Here is a 22,091-nt window from a genome sequence, read left to right on the forward strand (position 1 = left end):
TCTTTTTATAGGAAGATGGATAAAATAAAAATTACAGATTTAGTAAATCAAGCAATAGAAGAAAACCCAGAGTTATTCTTAATTGAACTAAAATTTCTGCCTGAAAATAAAATCTATGTTGAAGTAGATGGAGATAATGGCATTCCCTTAAAAGAATGCATAAGAATAAGCAGAGGTGTTGAGCATAATTTAGATAGAGAAGAAGAAGATTTTTCTTTAGAAGTTACTTCTCCAGACATTGCAAACCCTTTAAAAGTAAAACGACAATATATAAAAAATATAAATCGTAAATTACAAGTTAAATTACATGATAATTCAACTATTGAAGGAGATTTAAAGAACGTTAATGAAAACGGAATAGAGTTAGAATGGAAAGCACGCGAACCAAAACCAATAGGTAAAGGTAAAATTACTGTTGCAAAAAAAGCAACAATACCATTTGTAGACATTTTAGAAGCAAAAGTGAAAATATTATTTTAATTTAAAGAATGCATGGAAAATATAGCATTAATTGAGTCATTTTCAGAATTTAAAGGAGATAAAAATATTGATAGAGTTACCTTAATGGCAATTCTTGAAGAAGTATTTAGAGCTGCATTAAAAAGAAAATTTGGGTCTGATGACAACTTTGATATTATTATTAATCCAGATAAAGGAGATTTAGAAATCTGGAGAAATAGAATTGTTGTTGCCGATGGAATGTCTGAAGATGATAATGAGGAAATTGAACTTTCAGAAGCGCGTAAAATTGAACCTGATTTTGAAATTGGCGAAGATGTTTCTGAAGAAGTTAAATTAATTGATTTAGGAAGAAGAGCAATTTTAGCATTGCGTCAAAACCTAATTTCTAAAATTCATGAACACGACAGCACAAATACCTTTAAACATTTTAAAGAATTAGAAGGAGATATTTACAGTGCAGAAGTGCATCATATTCGTCACAATGCAATTATTTTGTTAGACGATGATGGAAATGAAATTGTACTTCCTAAAAGTGAGCAAATTCGTTCAGATTATTTCAGAAAAGGAGAATCGGTGCGTGGAATTATAAAAACAGTTGAGTTACGTGGTAACAAACCGGTTATTATTCTTTCAAGAACATCGCCTCAATTTTTAGAAAAATTATTTGAACAAGAAATTCCTGAAGTATTTGATGGCTTAATTACTATTGAAGGAGTTGCCAGAATACCTGGAGAAAAAGCTAAAGTAGCAGTAGACTCATATGATGATAGAATTGATCCTGTTGGAGCTTGCGTTGGTATGAAAGGTTCACGAATTCATGGAATTGTACGCGAATTAGGAAATGAAAATATTGATGTTATAAATTACACAAAAAATACACAATTATTTATAGCCAGAGCTCTAAGTCCTGCCAAAGTGGTTTCAATGAAAATTCACGAAGAAGAAGGAAGAGAAGATGGTAAAAAAGGAAGAGTTGATGTATTTTTATTACCAGAAGAAGTTTCAAAAGCAATTGGTAAAAATGGAGTTAACATTCGTTTAGCATCCCAATTAACTGGTTTTGAATTAGACGTTCAACGTGAAGGTGTTGAAGCTGAAGACGATGTTGAATTAACTGAGTTCTCAGATGAAATAGAAGCTTGGGTTATTAAAGAATTTCAAAATATAGGTTTAGATACTGCGCGAAGCGTTCTTGAAAAAGATGTAACTGAACTTGTAAAAAGAACTGATTTAGAAGAGGAAACAATTCTAGATGTTCAAAAAATATTAAGAGAAGAATTTGAAGATTAATCATAAAATTAATTCTTCAAATTATCAACAACAAATAGGCTAAAAATAAATTATATGGCTGACAACAAGACATTGAGACTAAACAAAGTATTACGGGAATTAAATATCTCGTTAGATAGGGCTGTTGAGCATTTAACAAGTCATGGTTATGACATTGAAGCAAGACCAACTACTAAAATATCTAATGAAGAGTACCAAGTATTGTTGGATGGTTTTCAAACAGACAGAAATAAAAAAGCAGCTTCTAAAGAGGTAGGTGAAGAGAAAAGAAAAGAAAAAGAAGCCTTAAGAATTGCTCTTGAAGAAAAGCAAGAAAAACAACGTTTGGAAGAAGAAGCTAAAAAAGTAGTTGTTAAAGCCAAGGCTGAAAAACTTGAATTTAAAACCGTTGGTAAAATAGATATTGAACCTAAAAAGGAAGAAGTTGTTGCTCCTAAGGTTGAAGAAACTAAAAAAGAAGAGCCAAAAGTTGAAGAAAAGAAAGTTGAAGAAAAGAAAGTTGAAGAGAAAATAATTGAAGAAAAGAAAGAAGAAAAAAAGCCTATAGAAGTAAAAATTGAAGAAAAACCTATTAAAGAGGTTAAAGAAGAGCCAAAACCTACAGAAGTAAAAGCTGTTGAAAAACCTGTAAAAGAGGTTAAAAAAGAGGAAAAACCAAAAACTGAAAAACCAGCTGCTAAAAAAGAACCCCTTAAAAAGGAAGCAGAAATACCAGCAGAACCTTCAGCTCCTCAAACAATTGAAACTCAATACAAAAAATTATCAGGTCCAAAAATAACAGGTAAAACAATTGATTTAAAGCAGTTTGAAAAGCCTAAAAAGAAAAAACCTGAACCAGCTGCAAAGAAAGAAACTTCTTCAGATGCAAATAAAAAGAAACGCCGTAGAATTGTTAAAAAAGCACCTACTGCTCAAAGTGGAAATAAAAGACCTGCTGGTGGTGGACCACAAGGCAGAGGTGGAAATCAAAGAGGTCCTTTAAGAGGTGGCCCTAGAAAACCAATTATAAAAGAAGAACCATCTGAAGCAGAAGTTCAAAAACAAGTTAGAGAAACCTTAGAAAAACTTCAAGGTAAATCTAAAAAAGGTAAAGGAGCTAAATATAGAAGAGATAAAAGAGATCAACATCGTCAACAAACGGAAATAGATCAAGAGTTACAAGCAATTGAAAGTAAAGTATTAAAAGTTACTGAGTTTGTTACGGTAAGCGAAATAGCTACTATGATGGATATTCCTGTAACCAATATTATTTCTACATGTATGTCATTAGGAATGATGGTTACAATGAATCAACGTTTAGATGCCGAAACCTTAACAATAGTTGCTGAAGAATTTGGTTATACAGTTGATTTTATTGGTGCTGAAGTTGAAGAATCTATTGAAGAACATATTGATACAGAAGCTGAATTAGAAACTAGAGCTCCAATTATTACAGTAATGGGGCACGTTGACCACGGTAAAACATCACTTTTAGATTATATTCGTGAAGAAAATGTAATTGCAGGTGAATCTGGTGGAATAACACAGCATATTGGAGCTTATGGAGTACAACTAAAAAGTGGACAAAAAATTGCCTTTTTAGATACACCTGGACACGAAGCATTTACAGCAATGCGTGCGCGTGGAGCTCAAGTAACAGATTTAGTTATTATTGTAGTTGCTGCAGATGATGATGTTATGCCTCAAACAAAAGAAGCTATAAGTCACGCTCAAGCAGCAGGTGTACCAATTGTTTTTGCAATAAATAAAATTGATAAACCTAATGCCAATCCTGATAAAATAAAAGAACAACTTTCCACAATGAATTTATTGGTTGAAGATTGGGGAGGTAAAATTCAATCTCAAGACATATCTGCTAAAACAGGTCAGGGAGTTGATGAATTACTTGAAAAAGTTTTATTAGAAGCCGAAATGTTAGATTTAAAAGCGAACCCTAATAAAAATGCTGTTGGAACTGTAGTTGAAGCGCTTTTAGATAAAGGTCGTGGGTATGTTTCAACTATTTTAGTACAAGAGGGAACATTAAAAATAGGTGATTATATGTTAGCTGGTAAACATAGCGGTAAAGTAAAAGCTATGTTTGATGAAAGAGGAAATAATATGCAAGAAGCAGGCCCTTCTACACCAGTTTCTATACTTGGTTTAGATGGCGCACCTCAGGCAGGTGATAGATTCCATGTTTTTGAAGATGAGAAAGAAGCAAAACAAATTGCTACAAAACGTTCACAATTACAACGTGAACAATCTGTAAGAACACAACGTCATATTACACTTGATGAAATTGGAAGACGAATTGCTTTAGGCGACTTCAAAGAATTGAACATTATTTTAAAAGGTGATGTTGATGGTTCTGTAGAAGCATTAACAGATTCTTTCCAAAAATTATCAACTGCGGAAATTCAAGTAAATATTATTCATAAAGGAGTTGGTGCTATTACAGAATCTGATGTATTATTAGCTTCAGCATCCGATGCTATTATTGTTGGATTTAATGTAAGACCTTCTGGTAATGCAAGAACATTAGCTGACAACGAAGAAATTGACGTAAGAACATATTCTATTATTTACGATGCAATTAATGATTTACGTGATGCAATGGAAGGAATGTTATCTGCTGAAATTAAAGAAGAAGTAACTGGAAATGTAGAAATTAGAGAGGTTTATAAAATTTCAAAAATTGGAAACATTGCTGGTTGTATGGTAACAAGTGGTAAAATATTTAGAAATTCAAAAATTAGAATTATTAGAGATAGTGTAGTTATACATTCTGGTGAATTAACTTCTTTAAAACGATTTAAGGATGATGCTAAAGAAGTAGCCAAAGGTTATGATTGTGGTATACAAATAAAGAATTTCAACAATATTGAAGTTGGTGATATTATTGAAGCTTACCAAGAAGTTGAAGTTAAAAAGAAACTTAAACGATAGTTTAACTATTTAAAATAAAAAAAGCTAGATTTAAAAATCTAGCTTTTTTTATTTGCTAATTGTCCGCAAGCAGCATCAATATCTTTTCCTCTACTCCTTCTTACATTCACAATTATATCATTCATCTCTAAAATACTTATATAATCTTCAATAGCTTGTGATTTGGCTTGTTGAAATTCACCATCATCAATTGGGTTGTATTCAATTAAATTTACTTTACAAGGCACATATTTACAAAATTTTACCAATGCATTTATAGCTTCTCTGGTATCATTAATCCCATCCCAAACAACATATTCATAAGTTACCCTACTGTTTGTTTTCGCAAACCAATATTCAAGAGATTCCTTTAAATCTTTCAGCGGAAACGCCTTACTAAAAGGCATTATTTCAGCTCTTACCTCATCTATTGCAGAATGTAATGAAACTGCTAAATTAAATTTCACTTCATCATCTGCCAGTTTTTTTATCATTTTTGGAACCCCAGAAGTAGAAACAGTAATTCTTTTAGGTGACATTCCCAAACCTTCATCAGATGTTATCTTCTCAATTGACTTTAACACATTGTTATAATTCATTAAAGGCTCACCCATTCCCATAAAAACAATGTTAGACAATTTATGATTATAATACAACAAGCTTTCTTGATTAATTGCAGCAACCTGATCAAATATTTCATCAGGGTTTAAATTTCGCATTTTCTTTAAACGTGCTGTTGCACAAAATTTACAATCTAAACTACAACCAACCTGACTAGAAACACAGGCAGTTGTTCTAGATCCGGTTGGAATTAAAACAGATTCAACAACCAAACCATCATGCAACCGTACAGCATTTTTAACAGTCCCGTCTGAGCTGCGTTGCATATCATCAACCTTTATATGATTAATAACAAAATTATCCATCAACATTTGTCGTGTATCTTTTGAAATATTTGTCATATCCTCAAACGTATGAGCATTTTTACTCCACAACCATTCATAAACTTGATTTCCTCTAAATGCCTTGTCCCCATTTTCAACAAAAAAATCACGTAATTCTGTTTTTGTTAATGCTCTAATGTCTTTTTTTATACTCATTATAAATCAAGTTTATAAAAAAAATTGCCTAAAAAAATAAGTGTTCGTCAACCTGAACTTGTTTCAGGTTCCCATAATGATTGGAATTCATTGTGATGAGATTCTGAAACAAGTTCAGAAAGACGGATTTTTTTACTTTTTAGACAATTAAAACTAAAATATATAGTTTTTTAAATTATTAACATCGCATCTCCATACGAGTAAAATTTGTATCCTTCTTTAACGGCTTCATCATACGCTTCCATTAAAAAATCGTATCCTGCAAAAGCTGCAGCCATCATCATTAATGTAGATTTTGGAGTATGAAAATTAGTAATCATACAATTTGCAATACTAAAATCATACGGTGGAAAAATAAATTTATTTGTCCAACCATTAAAAGAATTTAAGTGATTATCTGAAGAAACTGAACTTTCTACAGCTCTCATTACAGTTGTACCAACTGCACAAACTCGCCTTTTAGAATCTATCGCTTTATTAACAATTTCAACTGTTTCATCTGGAATAATTGCCTGCTCAGAATCCATTTTATGCTTCGATAAATCTTCAACTTCAACTGCACTAAAAGTACCTAAACCAACATGTAAAGTAACTTCAGCAAAATCAACACCTTTAATTTCTAAACGTTTCATTAAATGTTTAGAGAAATGTAAGCCTGCAGTTGGTGCAGCTACTGCTCCTTCATGCTTTGCATAAATAGTTTGGTAACGTTCTTCATCATCTTCATTAACTTCTCTTTTTATATATTTTGGAAGTGGTGTTTCTCCTAATTCCTCTAATTTCTTTCTAAATTCTTCATAAGAACCGTCATATAAAAAACGTAGTGTTCTTCCTCTTGAAGTTGTATTGTCAATTACCTCTGCAACTAAACTCTCATCATCACCAAAAAATAATTTATTCCCAATTCTAATTTTTCTTGCTGGATCAACTAAAACATCCCACAATCTACTTTCTGCATTTAATTCTCTTAACAAGAAAACCTCTATTCTTGCTCCAGTTTTTTCCTTTTCACCATACATACGAGCAGGAAAAACTTTTGTATTGTTCAAAATCATTAAATCTCCTTCATCAAAATAATTGATTAAATCTTTAAATTGTTTATGCTCAATCGTTTTTTCTTTTCTATTCAATACCATTAAACGTGATTCATCTCTATGCTCGGCTGGATATTCTGCTAATAAATCTTCTGGTAATTCGAATTTAAAATGTGATAATTTCATATAATATTTTTATTTTTTTTAGCGTTACAAGAAAACAATTCTTAATTTATTTAATTAATATAAAAATTTAAGTTACGTGTTTCTTGCACTTCTTTTATTGAATGAGCGCAAATATACAACATCGGCATAGGCGTTGTCAAGTGATTTGCAATAAAACTTTGTATTTTAGATTTTTAAGTAGTTACTTTTTTAAAATCTTCCCAAAAAGTGGGGTACGATTTTGAAACCACATTAGCTTCCTCAATTATAATTGATGTCTTTAATGCCAAAGGTGCAAATGCCATTGCCATTCTATGATCATCATAAGTAGCTATACTAACATTTTCTTTTATTTTTTTTGAAGATTTTAAGTGCAGTGTTTCATTTGTTATGAATACTTCACCACCTAATTTTTCAATTTCATTTTTAAGTGCAACTAACCGATCCGTTTCTTTAATTTTTAACGTATGAAGTCCTGTTAGGTAACATTCCATTCCTAAGCCAAAACAAGTAACCACAATTGTTTGTGCAATATCCGGAGCACCAATTAAATTTAAATTCATCAATTTTGAAGCATTTAAATTTCCTGTATTCTTTAATAAAATTGAATGTTCTTTAAAACTAGTATCAACACCTAAATTTTTATAAATTGAAGCTAAAACAGCATCGCCCTGCAAGCTTGCTTTTTTATATGCTGAAAGTTTTATTTCAGAGTTAGGACTTAAAGCACATAAACTATAATAGTATGATGCCGAACTCCAGTCAGATTCTACAATTACAGTTTTGTCTTCAATTATTGGTTTTGGATGAATTGAAATACTATCACCATCCCAAGTTAAATCTACTCCTAATTCTGCCAATAATGTTAATGTCATTTTTATATATGGCACCGAAGTTATTTCACCCTTAAACTTTAATTGCAAACCATTTTTTAGGGTTGGAGCAATTAATAACAATGCTGAAATATATTGACTACTAATATTCCCATCAATTTCAACAAAATCTTTAGTTAATTTTTTTCCTTCAATACTTAATGGCGGATATCCATCTTTTTCTAAATAATCAATTTTTGCTCCTAAATCTCTTAAAGCATCTACCAAAATTTTTATGGGTCTATTTTTCATTCTATGGGAACCCGTTAATACAATTTTAGCGTTTTCTTTTACAGAAAAATATGCCGTTAAAAATCGCATTGCTGTTCCTGCATGACCAATATTAATTTCATTTCCAGTACTTTCCAACGCTTTTTGCATTAACCTAGAATCATCTGAATTTGAAACATTTTCTATTTTTAAATTTGGATAAAACTGTTGTAAAACCAATAACCTGTTCGATTCACTTTTTGAACCAGTAATTTTAATATCTCCTTTAACAGTTTTAATTATTTTATGTATTTTCAAAGATTCCATCCTATGTTTAATTAGTAGCTTAAAATAAAAATATTTTTAATAGATTTACTATTCATTTTTTTACAATCAATTTTCCAAACATCATGAAAAAATATTTATTAGTAGTTAGTTGTCTATTTTTTATTTCAGCCCACAAAGTTAATGCACAAAAAATAGTATCCAAATTTAGTGAAGAATATTACAAATCTATTGAATGGCGTAATATTGGGCCTTTTAGAGGTGGCAGAAGTGCTGCTGTTACTGGTATTCCAAATAAAGCAAATTTATATTATTTTGGTGCAACCGGTGGTGGTGTGTGGAAAACCACTGATGCCGGTAATACTTGGAGCAACATTTCTGATGGTTATTTTGGAGGTTCTGTAGGTGCAGTTGCAGTTAGTGAATATGATAATAATGTTATTTATGTTGGGAATGGTGAAGTAACTGTTAGAGGAAACGTTTCTTCTGGTGATGGTATGTGGAAATCTGTAAATGGAGGTAAAACTTGGCAACATATTGGATTAAAAAACTCACGCCACATTCCGAGGGTTAGAATTCATCCTAAAAATCCAGATATCGTTTTTGCAGCAGTTTTAGGTGATCTTTACAAATCTTCTGATGAAAGAGGTGTATATAAATCTACTGATGGTGGAAATTCTTGGAAAAAAGTTTTATTTACAAATGCTGACGCTGGTGCAGTAGACCTTATAATTGACCCAAATAATTCTCGTATTTTATATGCATCTACTTGGAATGTAAGAAGAACTCCTTACAGTTTATCTAGTGGTGGTGACGGTTCTGCTATTTGGAAAAGTACTGACGAAGGAGAAACTTGGACAAATATTTCTACAAATAGTGGGTTACCTAAAGGAATTTGGGGAATTAGCGGAATTACGGTTTCCCCTGTAAATTCAGATATTGTTTGGGCTTTAATTGAAAATAAAGATGGTGGAATTTACAAATCTACTGATGCTGGAGAAACCTGGAAATTAATTAACAGTGAACGAAAATTACGTCAACGTGCTTGGTATTATACGCGTATTTATGCTGACACACAAGATGAAAATACTATGTACGTAATGAATGTTCAATACCATCAGTCTAAAGATGGTGGAAAAACGTTTAAAACATTTAATGCTCCTCATGGAGATCATCATGATTTATGGATTGCACCTGAAGATAACCAACGTATGATTATTGCTGATGATGGTGGTGCTCAAATAAGTTTTGATGCTGGTGAAAATTGGAGCACTATGATGAATCAACCAACTGCACAATTTTATAGAGTAGTAACTGATAATCATTTTCCTTATAGGATTTATGGGGCACAGCAGGATAATTCAACTATAAGAATTTCACACAGAACAGATGGAAGATCTATAGGAGAAAGTGATTGGGAAGGAACCGCCGGTGGAGAAAGTGCACATATTGCTGTTGATCCATTAAACGATGATATTGTTTATGGTGGTAGCTATGGTGGGTTACTTACCCGAGTTAATCATAAAACAGGAGAACAAAGAGCTATAAATGTTTGGCCAGATGACCCAATGGGACACGGTGCTGAAGATTTTAAATATCGTTTCCAATGGAATTATCCAATCTTCTTTTCTCCACACAATAAAAAGAAATTGTATACAACCTCTAATCACGTTCATGTAACTTATAATGAAGGTCAATCTTTTGAAGTTATTAGTCCTGATTTAACAAGAAATGATCCAAAAACGTTAAAATCATCTGGAGGTCCAATTACAAAAGACAATACCGGTGTTGAATATTATGGAACTATTTTTGCAGCAACCGAATCTCCTTTTGAAAAAGGCGTGATTTGGACTGGTTCAGATGATGGCTTGGTTCATATTACAACTGACGGAGGGAAAAATTGGAAAAATGTTACGCCTAAAAAAATGCCAGAATGGATGATGATTAATTGTATTGAAGTTGATCCGTTTACTGCTGGAGGTGCTTATATTGTTGGAACACGCTATAAATTAGGTGATTATTCGCCTTATATTTATAAAACGGAAGACTACGGTAAAACTTGGAAATTATTAACTAATGGAATCGCTTCAGAACATTTTACACGTGCTTTACGTTCAGACCCTAAAAGAAAAGGGCTTTTATATGCTGGAACAGAAAAAGGTATGTATGTTAGTTTTGATGATGGAAATAACTGGAGTCCTTTTCAATTAAATTTACCAATTGTTCCAATAACTGATTTAACTATTAAAAATAATAATTTAATTGCTGCAACTCAAGGGCGTTCTTTTTGGATTATTGATGATTTAACACCTTTACATCAAATTAATGAATCTTTAGTTTCTAATGGCACATTCTTATACAAACCAATGGATAGCTACAGAATGGGTGGTAGTGGAAGAGCATCTAAAACTGCTGGTCAAAATCATCCTGGAGGAGTATTAATAAACTACTTTATTAAAAATGTTGAAGAAAATGACACTATTAGTCTTTCATTTTTTGAAAACACAGGTAAACACATTAAAACATTTTCTACAAAACCTGATACTGAACAAAAAGAAGAAAAATTAAAGGTTAAAAAAGGTGCCAATCAATTTAACTGGAACATGCAATATCCTGATGCTGAAAAAGTAAAAGGAATGATTTTATGGTGGGCATCTTTAAGAGGTCCAAAAGCATTGCCTGGAGATTATATTGTTAAATTAAGTAAAAATGGAAAAGCCACTTCAGAACAAACATTCACTTTAATAAAAGACCCTAGAAGTTCTGCTTCAAATGAAGATTTACAAGAACAGTTTAATTTTATTATTGAAATTCAGGAAAAATTGACTGAAACTCATAAAGCTCTTAAAAATATAACTAAAATAAAAGGGCAAATAAAACAGTTAAAATCATCTATAACTGATAATATGAAAAATAAGGAAATTATTGAACTGGCTGATAAAATTGTAAAGGATTTAACAAAACATGAAAATGAATTGTACCAAACAAAAAGCAAAAGTAACCAGGATCCATTAAATTTTCCAATAAAACTAAATAACAAATTAGCTCATTTAAATTCATTAAGTTCTATTGGAGATTTTAAACCTACAGATCAATCTATTGAATTTAAAAATGAAGTAGTTAAATTAATTGATAATGAATTAGAGAAAGTTTATTCAATTTTTGAAAATGATATAAAACAACTTAATAAAAAGGTAAAACAAAGTGATATTGAATTGATTAATTTGGATTAAAAAATAAAGAGGCTGTTTAAAAAGTTAAATTTCGTCATGCTGAATTCACATAAGGTTCTCATAATGTTGCCTTTAATTATAATGAGATACTGAAATAAATTCAGCATGACGCGTTTTTCAGACTCCTTAAACAGCTAATTTTATAGATTATTTTTTTATAAACTTATAATAACCCGCCATAAAAACTCCATAAATAACTGAAAGACCAACCAGTTTTTTAATAAAGAATTTCCACTTTCCATCAGAAAAAACATGTTCAATCATAATTGAAAAACTTAAATTTTTTAAGATTGAAAACCCTATTTCAAGCACAGAAACAATAACAATCATAATCAATCCAAATCTAAGTGCTAAACTAAAAAAGGACTGTTCCTTATATTGATTCATTTATTTCAATTTTTTGTTATTATGATGACGATCGTGATCACGTTCAGTTTTTATATCCATTTTTTTATCAAATGCAGCTTGTAAATCAATTCCTGTCTGATTGGCTAAACACAAAACAACAAAAACAACATCGGCTAATTCTTCCCCTAAATCTTTATTTTTATCACTTTCCTTTTCACTTTGCTCTCCATAACGTCTTGCAATAATTCGGGCAACTTCTCCAACTTCCTCAGTTAATTGTGCCATATTAGTTAATTCATTAAAATAACGGACACCGTGTTCTTTAATCCAGTTATCTACAATTAACTGTGCGCTTTTTAAATCCATTTCTTATTATTTTTATTGAATTATCAAAGATAATGAAGTTCTTAGAATATTAAACTTGTTCTTTTCAAAAGAAGGCTTCTTCAAATTATAAATAATACAACATACTAGTTTTAACGTTCTATTTGTAATCTTGAGGTGAAATTACTATGGTAAATAGCGATGATGTTAATTTTTATTTTATTTCAAATATTTTAAAAATTCATATCGAGGTATTTCATTTGCACCTAAACTTGCTAAATGATTGTTATAAACCTGACAGTCAATAAGATTATAGTTTTCTTTTTCCAATTTATGAACCAAATAAATAAAAGCAATTTTTGATGCATTACTAACCTTACTAAACATACTTTCACCACAAAAAACACTTCCTAAATCTATTCCATACAACCCACCAACTAGTTTATCTTTTTCCCAAACTTCAACAGATTTTGCTATTCCTTTTTTATGTAATTTAATATAAGCCTCTTGCATTTCATCAGTTATCCAAGTTCCAACTTCTCCATTTCTTTTAATATTTTTACAATTTGAAATAACTGCTTCAAAATTTTGATTAAAAGTGACTCTAAATTCTTTTTTACGAATTAACTGCCTCATACTTTTTGAAATTTTTAAATCTTTTGGAAATAAAACCATACGAGGATGCGGACTATACCAAATTATTGGTTCTCCTTGATTATACCAAGGAAATATTCCACTTTTATAAGCTAACAATAATCTTTCAGCAGATAAATCTCCCCCAATTGCTAACAAGCCATCTTCATTAGCTAAATGCACTGGCGGAAAAATTAAATCTTTTGAAAGTAGATACATTTAAGTATTATTTATTGCAAATATAATTAAACAAAAAAGAGAAAAACTTTCGTTTTTCTCTTTTTTAATATTGTTTAAATTTCCTTAAAAAGGTAAGTCATCTGGTTCGTTATCATCAGTTTCAGAAATAGTTTCTAAATTATCTAAAGGTGCCATTGGTGGAATTTCAGAAGAACCTTCAGCTTGTGCAGCTTCAATTCTCCATCCTTGAATTGCGTTAAAATATTTAGCAACTCCTTCAGGATTAATCCATTCTCTACCTCTTAAATTTATTGACACTTTTACATCTTGCCCTACTTGATAGCTATTTAATAAATCACATTTATCCTGCACAAATTCAACAAGTAGCATTTGCGGATATTGTTCATTTGTAGTTACTACTAATTCTCTTTTTCTAAAACCACTAGCTCCAAACGTCTGAGTTTCGTTTATCAGTTTAATTTTTCCTGTAATTTCCATATTTCAAATTATTTCATTAATTGTGCTTTTAAACACAAATTCTATCATTTATTCTATTATCTATTTCACAAATGTAATTTTTTTAACACAGCAAAACCAAAATATTACTTATGATATTTTGCAAACTTATTAACATCAGTTTTTATTTATTCATTTTAATATTTGCGCATTCATAATAAGGTAGCAAAATTTCTGTTATATACAACATATATTCTATATTTGAATAATGGCTTCATATAAAAATGCACAAATAATACGCTGGGCTGTAATAATAACTTCATTTATTATAGTTGCACTTATTTTGTGGAATACCTACGATTTTTTTCAGAAGTTTAAAAACGAAGAACGTGCTAAAATGGAAATTTTAGCTGGTGCTTTTGAACGCTTTAGTACTTACGATTTAAACGCTGATTTTTCTTTGGAAGACAAAATTATTGGGAAAAACAATAACATTCCAATGATTATTACTAACGAAAAAGACAGCATTACTTTATGGGCAAATTTAGATTCTCTTAAAACAATAAAAACCAATTATTTAAAACAACAACTGGCTATTATGAAAAGTCAGAATAATCCTTTAATAGTAAGCCATAAGAGAGGAAACACAAAACAATTTATTTATTATAGAGATTCCGATTTATTAACAAAACTAAAGTATTATCCTGTTGCCCTAATTCTTATATTAATACTTTTTGCAAGTGTAATTTATTTATTTTTTAAATCTAACAAAGTTGCAGACCAAAATAAACTTTGGACAGGAATGGCGCGTGAAACTGCTCATCAAATTGGAACACCTTTATCTTCCTTATTAGGTTGGATTGAAATTTTAAGATTAGAAAATACTGATGAAAATACCGTACAAGAAATTGAAAACGATGTAAATAGGTTAAATATAATTGCTGAACGGTTTTCAAAAATAGGCTCTATTCCTGTACTTAAAAAGCACAATATAGTTGAAGCTACAAGTAATTCATTCGACTACTTAAAATCAAGAAGTTCTAAACAGGTTATTTTTAATTTTAAAACTGTTAAACCTGAAATATTTATCCAAATAAATCTTCAACTTTTTAGTTGGGTTATTGAAAATTTAGTTAAAAATGCAATTGACTCTATGGAAGGAAAAGGTGAAATATACCTTTCTATAACAGAAGATGATAAAAATGTGTTAATTACAATTACTGATACAGGTAAAGGAATTCCAAAAAATTTACAACATAAAATATTTTCTCCAGGTTTTACAACAAAAAAACGCGGTTGGGGATTGGGCTTATCCTTAGCAAAACGTATTATTGAAAATTACCACAATGGCAAAATATCAGTACTAAAATCTGAAATAGGTAAAGGAACTACTTTTGCAATTCAACTGAAAAAATAATATTATAAATTCTCAGAAATTGCTTTTGCAACAACTTCAAACTCTTGGGAATCAAGTTTTACTTTTTTATTAAACTGAATATCTTCCATTTTTTGCAAAGGAATTAAATGTACGTGCACATGCGGCACTTCTAAACCAATTACAGCCATTCCTATGCGCTCACAAGAAACTACTTTTTCTAATGCTTTGGCAATTTTTCTAGAGTAACTAAACAACCCATTATAAAGAGCTTCATCTAAATCAAAAAGTTTATTTACTTCTTTTTTTGGAACCACCAAAGTATGTCCTTTTGCGTTCGGATTTATATCTAAAAAAGCATAAAAATCTTCATTTTCAGCAATTTTATATGATGGAATTTCTCCATTAATTATTTTAGTAAATATAGAGCTCATAATTTTGAATTTTAACCAAAAATAAAAAACCCTTTTCAGTTTAACAATTGAAAAGGGTTTTTATAAATTAATTTTTAATATTTACCCCCTGGAAATTTCTAAAATTTCAAATTTTATAATTCCATTTGGCACTTGAATTTCAGCAATATCACCAACTTTTTTACCTAACAAACCTTTTCCAATAGGTGAATTAACAGCTAATTTACCCTCTTTTATATTTGTTTCAGAATCTGCAACTAGGGTATATTTAAACTCCATATTGTTAGCTGTATTTTTCAACTTAACAATTGAATGAATTAATATTTTTGAAGTATCTAATTTAGATTCATCAATAATTCGGGCATTAGAAACTACCTCTTTAAGTTTTGCAATTTTTAACTCCAATAGTGATTGTTCTTCTTTGGCTGCATGATATTCGGCATTTTCACTTAAATCACCTTTATCTCTAGCTTCAGCAATATCGTTACTCACTCTTGGTCGTTCTACATGTTCTAAATGATCTAGTTCATCCTTTAGTTTTTTCATTCCTTCTACAGAATAATACGAAATTTTACTCATAACTTCTCATTTTATTAAAGACAAAAAATCTCAAAACTGGAACCCAGAATGAGATTTAATACAAATGTACAAAATATTTGTAAATTGCAATCGTTTAGCAATTAAACCTTATTTTATAACTATGCGGAAACTATTTTTATTGTTTGTACTTACCTCTTTTTTTTCATGTGAAAAAAATGAAACAAATGATATTTTGCCAGATATAAGTTTTAATGTTACAGTTAATTTAAATTTACCTCAATACATTGACCTGCAAGTACCAAGTGGTTGGACATATACTAATGGCGCAATTCAAGGAATTATAATTCAAAATACAGGTATAGGAAACCCTCCATACAAAGCATTTGAAAGAGCATGCCCTAATTACGATTGTTCAACTCCAATGATTTTTGATGGTAGCCTTAAACTTAAATGCTCATGTGATAATAGTGAATATAGTATTTATGACGGATCGCCACAAACTAGTGGAAATTCTCATTTTGCAAGAGAATACAGAGTAACAAAGAGCGGTTCTACATTAAATATTACCAATTTTTAACTTCTTATTTAAAAACAGATTACTATTTTTGTGCGAAAGCATTAAAAGTGAAAAATTATTTCTCATCAAATTTTAAGTTAGGCGTTTTAGGCGGTGGTCAATTAGGAAAAATGTTGCTGACTGAAACTCATAAATTCGATATTTATACAAGTATTTTAGATGGTGACAAAGACGCTCCTTGTGCGCAAATTTGTAACGAATTTCATCAAGGTAGTTTAATGGATTTTGAAACAGTTTATAATTTTGGCAAAAAAGTTGATTTATTAACTATTGAAATTGAACATGTTAATATAGATGCACTTTTAAAGTTAGAAGAAGAAGGATTAGAAATTTACCCACAACCCAGTGTTTTGCAAATAATTCAACATAAAGGTAGACAAAAAGATTTCTTTGTAAAAAATAACATTCCAACTTCATCCCACAAACGATTTTCTAATTTAAATGAATTAAAAACTGAGACTTTGAATTTTCCTTTTGTGTGGAAATCGGCTCAATTTGGTTATGATGGTACAGGTGTTAAAATTGTAAAAAATCAAGATGATTTAAATTTGTTAGCAAATACTGATTGCATTATTGAAGAATTAATTCCTTTTAAACACGAATTAGCTGTAATTGTAGCTCGTAATAAAAATGGTGAAATAAAAACATATCCAGTAGTTGAAATGGAATTTCATCCAGAAGCTAACCAAGTTGAATATGTTATTTGTCCGGCAAGAATTTCTAATGAAGTTTCCGACAAAGCTAGAAATATAGCTTTAAAAGTAGCAGAATCATTTAAACATATTGGTTTATTAGCTGTTGAAATGTTTCAAACTAAAAATGATGAAATTTTAGTAAATGAAGTTGCTCCAAGAACACATAATAGTGGGCATTATAGTATTGAAGCTTCTTATACAAGTCAGTTTGAACAACATGTAAGAAGCATTTTAAATTTACCTTTAGGAAATACGGCTAGCAAAGTTGCTGGAATAATGGTAAATTTGGTAGGTTCTGAAGGCTTTTCAGGTGATGTAGTTTATGAAAATATGGAAGAAATCCTAAAAATGGATGGTGTAACTCCACATATCTACGGAAAAAAACAAACACGACCATTTAGAAAAATGGGCCATGTTACTATTGTTAATAACAATTTAAACGAAGCACGCAAAATTGCTGAAAAAGTAAAAAACACTATTAAAGTTATTAGTAAATAGTTGCTGATTGTTAGTTAAGCATACTTTCAACAACTTTTAGTTTTAACTTTTAACTTTTAACTTAAATAAACATGAGTAAAGTAGGAATAATTATGGGAAGTGATTCTGATCTCCCAATAATGCAACAAGCAATAGATATTTTAAAAAGTTTTGACATAGAAACTGAAGTTGACATAGTTTCAGCACACAGAACTCCAGAAAAATTATTCGACTATGCCAAGAATGCTCATAAAAGAGGAATTTCGGTGATAATTGCTGGTGCTGGCGGAGCAGCTCACTTACCAGGAATGGTTGCATCTATGAGTCCACTACCAATTATTGGTGTACCCGTAAAATCAAGAAATTCTATTGATGGTTGGGATTCTGTTTTATCTATACTTCAAATGCCAGGAGGTGTTCCCGTTGCTACAGTTGCCCTTGATGGAGCACAAAACGCAGGTATTTTAGCTGCGCAAATTATTGGCAGTTCAAATAAAATTATTCTAGATAAAATTGTACTTTATAAAGAAAGTTTAAAAACTAAAGTTATAAAAGCTTCAGAAAACATTAAAAAATAATCTATAAAATAACACGTGTTTTAGGCACAATAATTTCTCCTTTATTATTTTTATAATTAAACCCGGGAATTATTGTGTTTATAACCAGCTTATTACTTTTAACATTCATTCTCACTCTTTTTTTAGTTTCTGTTCTTTTAGACTTTGTGAAAGTTTCATTTAAAATTATTGCTTTCATTTTTCTACAAATTTTTTATAATTATAAAACGTTCAAAGTGGAAAAAAATTATAGCTATTTTACATTTTTCAATAAAAAAATTCCTTTAATTTAAAAAGGATATTGTTTTCTGACTTTAATATTATTAAAAGTAATGATAAGTAATATCTTTGTAAAAAAATTAATATTCATAATACATTTATAACTATGAAAAATCCATTATTAATTAAATTTGATACTTTATATTCATCAGCTCCTTTTTCAAAAATTAAAAATGCACATTTCAAACCTGCTTTTATTGAAGGGATAAAAATTGCTAAAGAAGAAATTGACAGCATAACAAATAACAAAAATGTTCCAACATTTGAAAATACCATTGAAGCTTTAGAATTTAGTGGTCAAAAATTGGATACAATTTCAAGAATATTTTTTAATTTGAATTCAGCTGAAACTAATGATGAAATTCAAAAAATAGCGCAAGAAGTTTCACCTTTACTGTCTGAATTCTCTAATGATGTAACCTTAAACAAAGATCTTTTCAAAAGAATTCATTTAATTTATGATATTAAAGAGGACCTCAATTTAACATCAGAACAAGAGATGTTATTAACTAAAAAATATAAGAGTTTTGTTAGAAATGGTGCTAATTTAAGTGAAGAAAAAAAGATTGAATTAAGAAAAATTGACGCAGAATTATCAAAATTAAAATTAACATTTGGTGAAAACGTACTTGCAGAAACCAATGATTTTGAACTTCATTTAACAACTAAAAAACAACTAAAAGGATTGCCTGAAAGTGTTATTGAAGCCGCAGAATTAACCGCAAAACAAAAGAACAAAAAAGGTTGGATTTTTACATTAGACTACCCAAGTTACGTGCCTTTTATGACTTATGCGGAAGACAGAAAACTTAGAGAAAAAATGTCTTTTGCATTTGGAGCAAGGGCATTTAAAAAAAATAATTTTAATAATGAGCAAATAGTTTTAGACCTTGTAAATTATAGATATAAAAGAGCTGTTTTATTAGGCTATAAATCACACGCTCATTTTGTTTTAGAAGAGCGCATGGCAGAAACTCCTGAAACTGTGAAATTATTTTTAAATGACCTATTAAACAAAGCTAAGCCAGCAGCAAAAATTGAATTCAACCAACTTTCTGAAATCGCAAAACTAGATGGAATTCAACAAATTCAAAAATGGGATAGTGCTTATTATTCAGAAAAATTAAAAAAAGAACTTTTTGACTTAGAAGAAGAAAAACTAAAACCTTATTTTAAATTAGAAAATGTTATTAATGGTGTTTTTCAGATTTCAAATAAATTATACAATTTAAATTTTGAAGAAATATTTACAATAGACAAATATCACGAAGATGTAAAAACATTTAAAGTTACAGATACATCTGGAAATTATATAGCAATTTTATATGCAGATTTTTTTCCAAGAAAAGGAAAAAGAAATGGTGCTTGGATGACTTCTTTTAAAGGGCAATGGAAAAAGGATGGAGAAAACTCAAGACCGCATATTTCAATTGTATGTAACTTTACAAAACCTACAGAAACTAAACCTTCATTACTTACTTTTAATGAGGTAACTACCTTGTTTCACGAATTTGGTCATGCTTTGCACGGTATGCTAGCAAACACAACATATCCTAGTTTATCTGGAACAAATGTATATTGGGATTTTGTAGAACTTCCAAGCCAAATATTTGAAAATTGGTGTTATGAAAAAGAAGCTCTAAGTTTATTTGCAAAACATTTTGAAACAAATGAGCTAATTCCAATGGAATTAGTTCTTAAAATAAAAAAATCTTCAAACTTTTTAGAAGGAATTCAAACTTTACGTCAGTTAAGCTTTGGAATTTTAGATATGGAATGGCATGGAAATAACCCAACAGGTATAAAAAATGTAAAAGAATTTGAAACTCTTTCATTTAAAAACACACAATTATATCCTGATGTAATAGAAAACTGCATGAGCACATCTTTTTCACATATATTTCAAGGAGGGTACTCTTCTGGATATTATTCTTATAAATGGGCAGAAGTATTGGATGCAGATGCATTTGCATTATTTTTAGAAAAAGGGATTTTTGACAAAGAAACTGCAAGAAAATTTAAATCTTATATTTTAGAAAAAGGAGGCACAGAAAAACCAATGAAATTATACGAAAATTATAGAGGTAAAAAACCAGACAATACCGCCTTGTTAAAAAGAGCTGGATTAATAAAATAATCCCAATATTTTTTATAAATAGTATTTAAAAGGTGGATATTCAATTGAATATCCACCTTATTTTGTTTGATTTGAACAATTAACTTCTTTATTTTTTATTATAAAAGGTAATAATTTCCCCTAAAAAAGTAATGATTAACCATACAAAATGATGTTTTAACCTAATAAATGGTATGTTTTATTAAATAAACGGTATTTTTTCTTGTTTTGTTTTATATTTATATGTACATTTGATGTATAAATTATTCATAACCCCAACAATTATCATGAATTTATTTAATACAAATAGAATTATCAACCCCATTTAAAAAACCAACAAGTATTTTAATTTAAAATATCTGTTGGTTTTTTATTTTAACCCCCTGAAATAAATCAACCCAAACCCCAAAAACCCCAAAACAATGAAATCTCTTAGCACTTTCCTTTTGTCGTTTGTATTTCTTAGTTCTATTTTAATTTCTTGCTCAAAAGAAGATGATGGTATTTATTTTAATGAAACTAATGAGGCTTTAAATAATGAGGTTGTAAATAGCCAAGTATCCTATTCAGACATTGAAACCGAAATATTAAATTTAGTAAATGAGCATAGACAAAATTTAGGGCTAAAATCATTAACAACTTTAAATATTATTTCTGGTGTTGCAGATGGACATACTGGATATATGATAGAGAAAGGTGTTGTTAACCACGATAATTTCAATCAACGTTCAGAAACTCTTATTAATAATGCTGGGGCAAAATCAGTTGGCGAAAATGTAGCATTTGGCTTTAATTCTGCACAAGGCGTTTTAAATGGTTGGTTAAACAGTGAAGAACACAAAAAAATTATAGAAAACGAAAACTATACACATTTTGGAATTTCAACCGATTCAAATTCCGAAGGCAGAAATTACTTTACACAAATTTTTATAACAAAATAATTATCGAATTTTATCCCCCGCAATATTTTTTTAATGACTAACTATTTTAATTTAACTTAATTTTTTTCAACATGGAAGCAACAAATTTACAAGGTTTTAGAAAAGAAAAATTTTTAAAAGTAGTTAAAAACTATTCATTAAAAAATAAAAGTATTAATTGTAAAATACAAATTAATACTTTAATTCCTGGTTTTACCTATACAAACCATAAAGGTGAAATCATTACTCCCACTGGAGTTTTATTATAATTGGCAGCAGTCCACAAATAATTTCTTGAGAAAATTGTCGTCCCCACAACGAAACGACTCTAAACAAGTAAATTATTATAATCGCTGCTTTTCTTCTATTTATAAATTAGGTGGATATACTCATTTTAATTATTTAATATCAACATTATCCTTACAAATAACACAAGTCGATTTAACTAATAAAGTATGTAAAGACTAGTTGGTGAATATTCTTTTTAATTTCACTTAATTATATTCAAAAGTTCACCCTTAATAATTGGTTAACAGTTTAAAAAATATAGGAAACTTAAAGTTTAGAATTATGAAATTTCACAAATAAGTAAAAAATAAAAGCGTTAATCGTAAATTACAATTAACACTTTTATTCTTGGTTT

General features: G+C 29.6%; 21 protein-coding genes. 11 read left to right on the plus strand and 10 right to left on the minus strand.

The window, feature by feature from the left end; all coding sequences use genetic code 11:
• Positions 1–15 precede the first annotated feature (15 nt).
• Genes rimP through infB form a run of 3 tightly spaced genes read left to right on the plus strand, consistent with a single transcriptional unit; the run spans position 16 to position 4,680 of the window.
• Entirely contained in the window at positions 16–480 is a 465-nt protein-coding gene (gene rimP, locus BX611_RS11280; protein ID WP_115881272.1) for a ribosome assembly cofactor RimP, read from the plus strand.
• Positions 481–492: 12 nt separating this feature from the next.
• On the plus strand, positions 493–1,752 hold the full coding sequence (gene nusA, locus BX611_RS11285) for a transcription termination factor NusA (RefSeq protein ID WP_115881274.1): 1,260 nt from the start codon (positions 493–495) through the stop codon (positions 1,750–1,752).
• Positions 1,753–1,806: 54 nt separating this feature from the next.
• Entirely contained in the window at positions 1,807–4,680 is a 2,874-nt protein-coding gene (infB, locus tag BX611_RS11290; protein ID WP_115881276.1) for a translation initiation factor IF-2, read from the plus strand.
• A gap of 38 nt (positions 4,681–4,718) precedes the next feature.
• Here the strand turns inward: infB and rlmN are convergent, their stop codons facing one another.
• The 3 genes from rlmN to BX611_RS11305 form a co-directional block, all read right to left on the minus strand.
• Positions 4,719–5,759 carry a 23S rRNA (adenine(2503)-C(2))-methyltransferase RlmN gene (gene rlmN / locus BX611_RS11295; RefSeq protein ID WP_115881278.1) on the minus strand — a complete coding sequence of 347 codons (1,041 nt, stop codon included), beginning with the start codon at positions 5,757–5,759 and terminating at the stop codon, positions 4,719–4,721.
• Positions 5,760–5,929: 170 nt separating this feature from the next.
• The gene (gene queA, locus BX611_RS11300; protein ID WP_115881280.1) at positions 5,930–6,979 is read right to left on the minus strand and encodes a tRNA preQ1(34) S-adenosylmethionine ribosyltransferase-isomerase QueA; all 1,050 of its coding nucleotides are present in this window, start codon (positions 6,977–6,979) and stop codon (positions 5,930–5,932) included.
• 173 nt (positions 6,980–7,152) lie between these two features.
• Positions 7,153–8,367, minus strand: a complete 1,215-nt coding sequence (locus tag BX611_RS11305; protein ID WP_115881282.1) for a 3-phosphoshikimate 1-carboxyvinyltransferase — start codon at positions 8,365–8,367, stop codon at positions 7,153–7,155.
• An 83-nt stretch (positions 8,368–8,450) separates the two neighbouring features.
• On the opposite strand from BX611_RS11305, the gene BX611_RS11310 reads away from it, so the two are divergent.
• Positions 8,451–11,558, plus strand: coding sequence for a VPS10 domain-containing protein (locus BX611_RS11310; RefSeq protein WP_115881284.1), 3,108 nt, complete (start codon positions 8,451–8,453; stop codon positions 11,556–11,558).
• Positions 11,559–11,705: 147 nt separating this feature from the next.
• Here the strand turns inward: BX611_RS11310 and BX611_RS11315 are convergent, their stop codons facing one another.
• The 4 genes from BX611_RS11315 to BX611_RS11330 all read right to left on the minus strand — a co-directional run bounded on the left by BX611_RS11315 (position 11,706) and on the right by BX611_RS11330 (position 13,541).
• Positions 11,706–11,945, minus strand: coding sequence for a hypothetical protein (locus BX611_RS11315; RefSeq protein ID WP_115881286.1), 240 nt, complete (start codon positions 11,943–11,945; stop codon positions 11,706–11,708).
• Positions 11,946–12,272 (minus strand): nucleotide pyrophosphohydrolase, encoded by a 327-nt coding sequence (locus BX611_RS11320; RefSeq protein ID WP_115881288.1) that lies wholly within the window; start codon positions 12,270–12,272, stop codon positions 11,946–11,948. It lies immediately after the preceding gene.
• 177 nt (positions 12,273–12,449) lie between these two features.
• Positions 12,450–13,082, minus strand: coding sequence for a leucyl/phenylalanyl-tRNA--protein transferase (aat, locus tag BX611_RS11325; protein WP_115881290.1), 633 nt, complete (start codon positions 13,080–13,082; stop codon positions 12,450–12,452).
• A gap of 84 nt (positions 13,083–13,166) precedes the next feature.
• On the minus strand, positions 13,167–13,541 hold the full coding sequence (locus tag BX611_RS11330; RefSeq protein WP_115881292.1) for a DUF3127 domain-containing protein: 375 nt from the start codon (positions 13,539–13,541) through the stop codon (positions 13,167–13,169).
• Between the two features lie 226 nt (positions 13,542–13,767).
• On the opposite strand from BX611_RS11330, the gene BX611_RS11335 reads away from it, so the two are divergent.
• Positions 13,768–14,916: a sensor histidine kinase gene (locus BX611_RS11335; RefSeq protein WP_115881294.1), complete on the plus strand. Its 1,149-nt coding sequence runs from the start codon at positions 13,768–13,770 to the stop codon at positions 14,914–14,916.
• Between the two features lie 2 nt (positions 14,917–14,918).
• Here the strand turns inward: BX611_RS11335 and BX611_RS11340 are convergent, their stop codons facing one another.
• Complete coding sequence (locus BX611_RS11340) at positions 14,919–15,308, minus strand: HIT family protein (protein ID WP_115881296.1); 390 nt, start codon at positions 15,306–15,308, stop codon at positions 14,919–14,921.
• Between the two features lie 81 nt (positions 15,309–15,389).
• Entirely contained in the window at positions 15,390–15,866 is a 477-nt protein-coding gene (greA, locus tag BX611_RS11345; protein WP_115881298.1) for a transcription elongation factor GreA, read from the minus strand.
• Between the two features lie 121 nt (positions 15,867–15,987).
• On the opposite strand from greA, the gene BX611_RS11350 reads away from it, so the two are divergent.
• The 3 genes from BX611_RS11350 (at position 15,988) to purE (ending at position 18,154) form a co-directional block, all read left to right on the plus strand.
• Entirely contained in the window at positions 15,988–16,404 is a 417-nt protein-coding gene (locus BX611_RS11350; protein WP_115881300.1) for a hypothetical protein, read from the plus strand.
• Between the two features lie 47 nt (positions 16,405–16,451).
• Positions 16,452–17,597, plus strand: a complete 1,146-nt coding sequence (locus tag BX611_RS11355) for a 5-(carboxyamino)imidazole ribonucleotide synthase (RefSeq protein WP_115881302.1) — start codon at positions 16,452–16,454, stop codon at positions 17,595–17,597.
• A gap of 71 nt (positions 17,598–17,668) precedes the next feature.
• Positions 17,669–18,154 carry a 5-(carboxyamino)imidazole ribonucleotide mutase gene (purE, locus tag BX611_RS11360; RefSeq protein ID WP_115881304.1) on the plus strand — a complete coding sequence of 162 codons (486 nt, stop codon included), beginning with the start codon at positions 17,669–17,671 and terminating at the stop codon, positions 18,152–18,154.
• A 1-nt stretch (position 18,155) separates the two neighbouring features.
• Here purE and BX611_RS15060 read toward each other — a convergent pair whose 3' ends face one another.
• The gene (locus BX611_RS15060) at positions 18,156–18,332 is read right to left on the minus strand and encodes a hypothetical protein (protein WP_162880021.1); all 177 of its coding nucleotides are present in this window, start codon (positions 18,330–18,332) and stop codon (positions 18,156–18,158) included.
• Positions 18,333–18,518: 186 nt separating this feature from the next.
• Between BX611_RS15060 and BX611_RS11365 the strand changes: the two genes are divergently transcribed.
• The 3 genes from BX611_RS11365 (at position 18,519) to BX611_RS15065 (ending at position 21,717) form a co-directional block, all read left to right on the plus strand.
• On the plus strand, positions 18,519–20,549 hold the full coding sequence (locus BX611_RS11365) for a M3 family metallopeptidase (RefSeq protein WP_115881306.1): 2,031 nt from the start codon (positions 18,519–18,521) through the stop codon (positions 20,547–20,549).
• A gap of 401 nt (positions 20,550–20,950) precedes the next feature.
• Complete coding sequence (locus BX611_RS11370; protein ID WP_115881308.1) at positions 20,951–21,469, plus strand: CAP domain-containing protein; 519 nt, start codon at positions 20,951–20,953, stop codon at positions 21,467–21,469.
• A 71-nt stretch (positions 21,470–21,540) separates the two neighbouring features.
• On the plus strand, positions 21,541–21,717 hold the full coding sequence (locus BX611_RS15065) for a hypothetical protein (RefSeq protein WP_162880022.1): 177 nt from the start codon (positions 21,541–21,543) through the stop codon (positions 21,715–21,717).
• Positions 21,718–22,091 lie beyond the last annotated feature (374 nt).

The organism is Lutibacter oceani (genome assembly GCF_003384935.1).
Taxonomy (GTDB): domain Bacteria; phylum Bacteroidota; class Bacteroidia; order Flavobacteriales; family Flavobacteriaceae; genus Lutibacter; species Lutibacter oceani.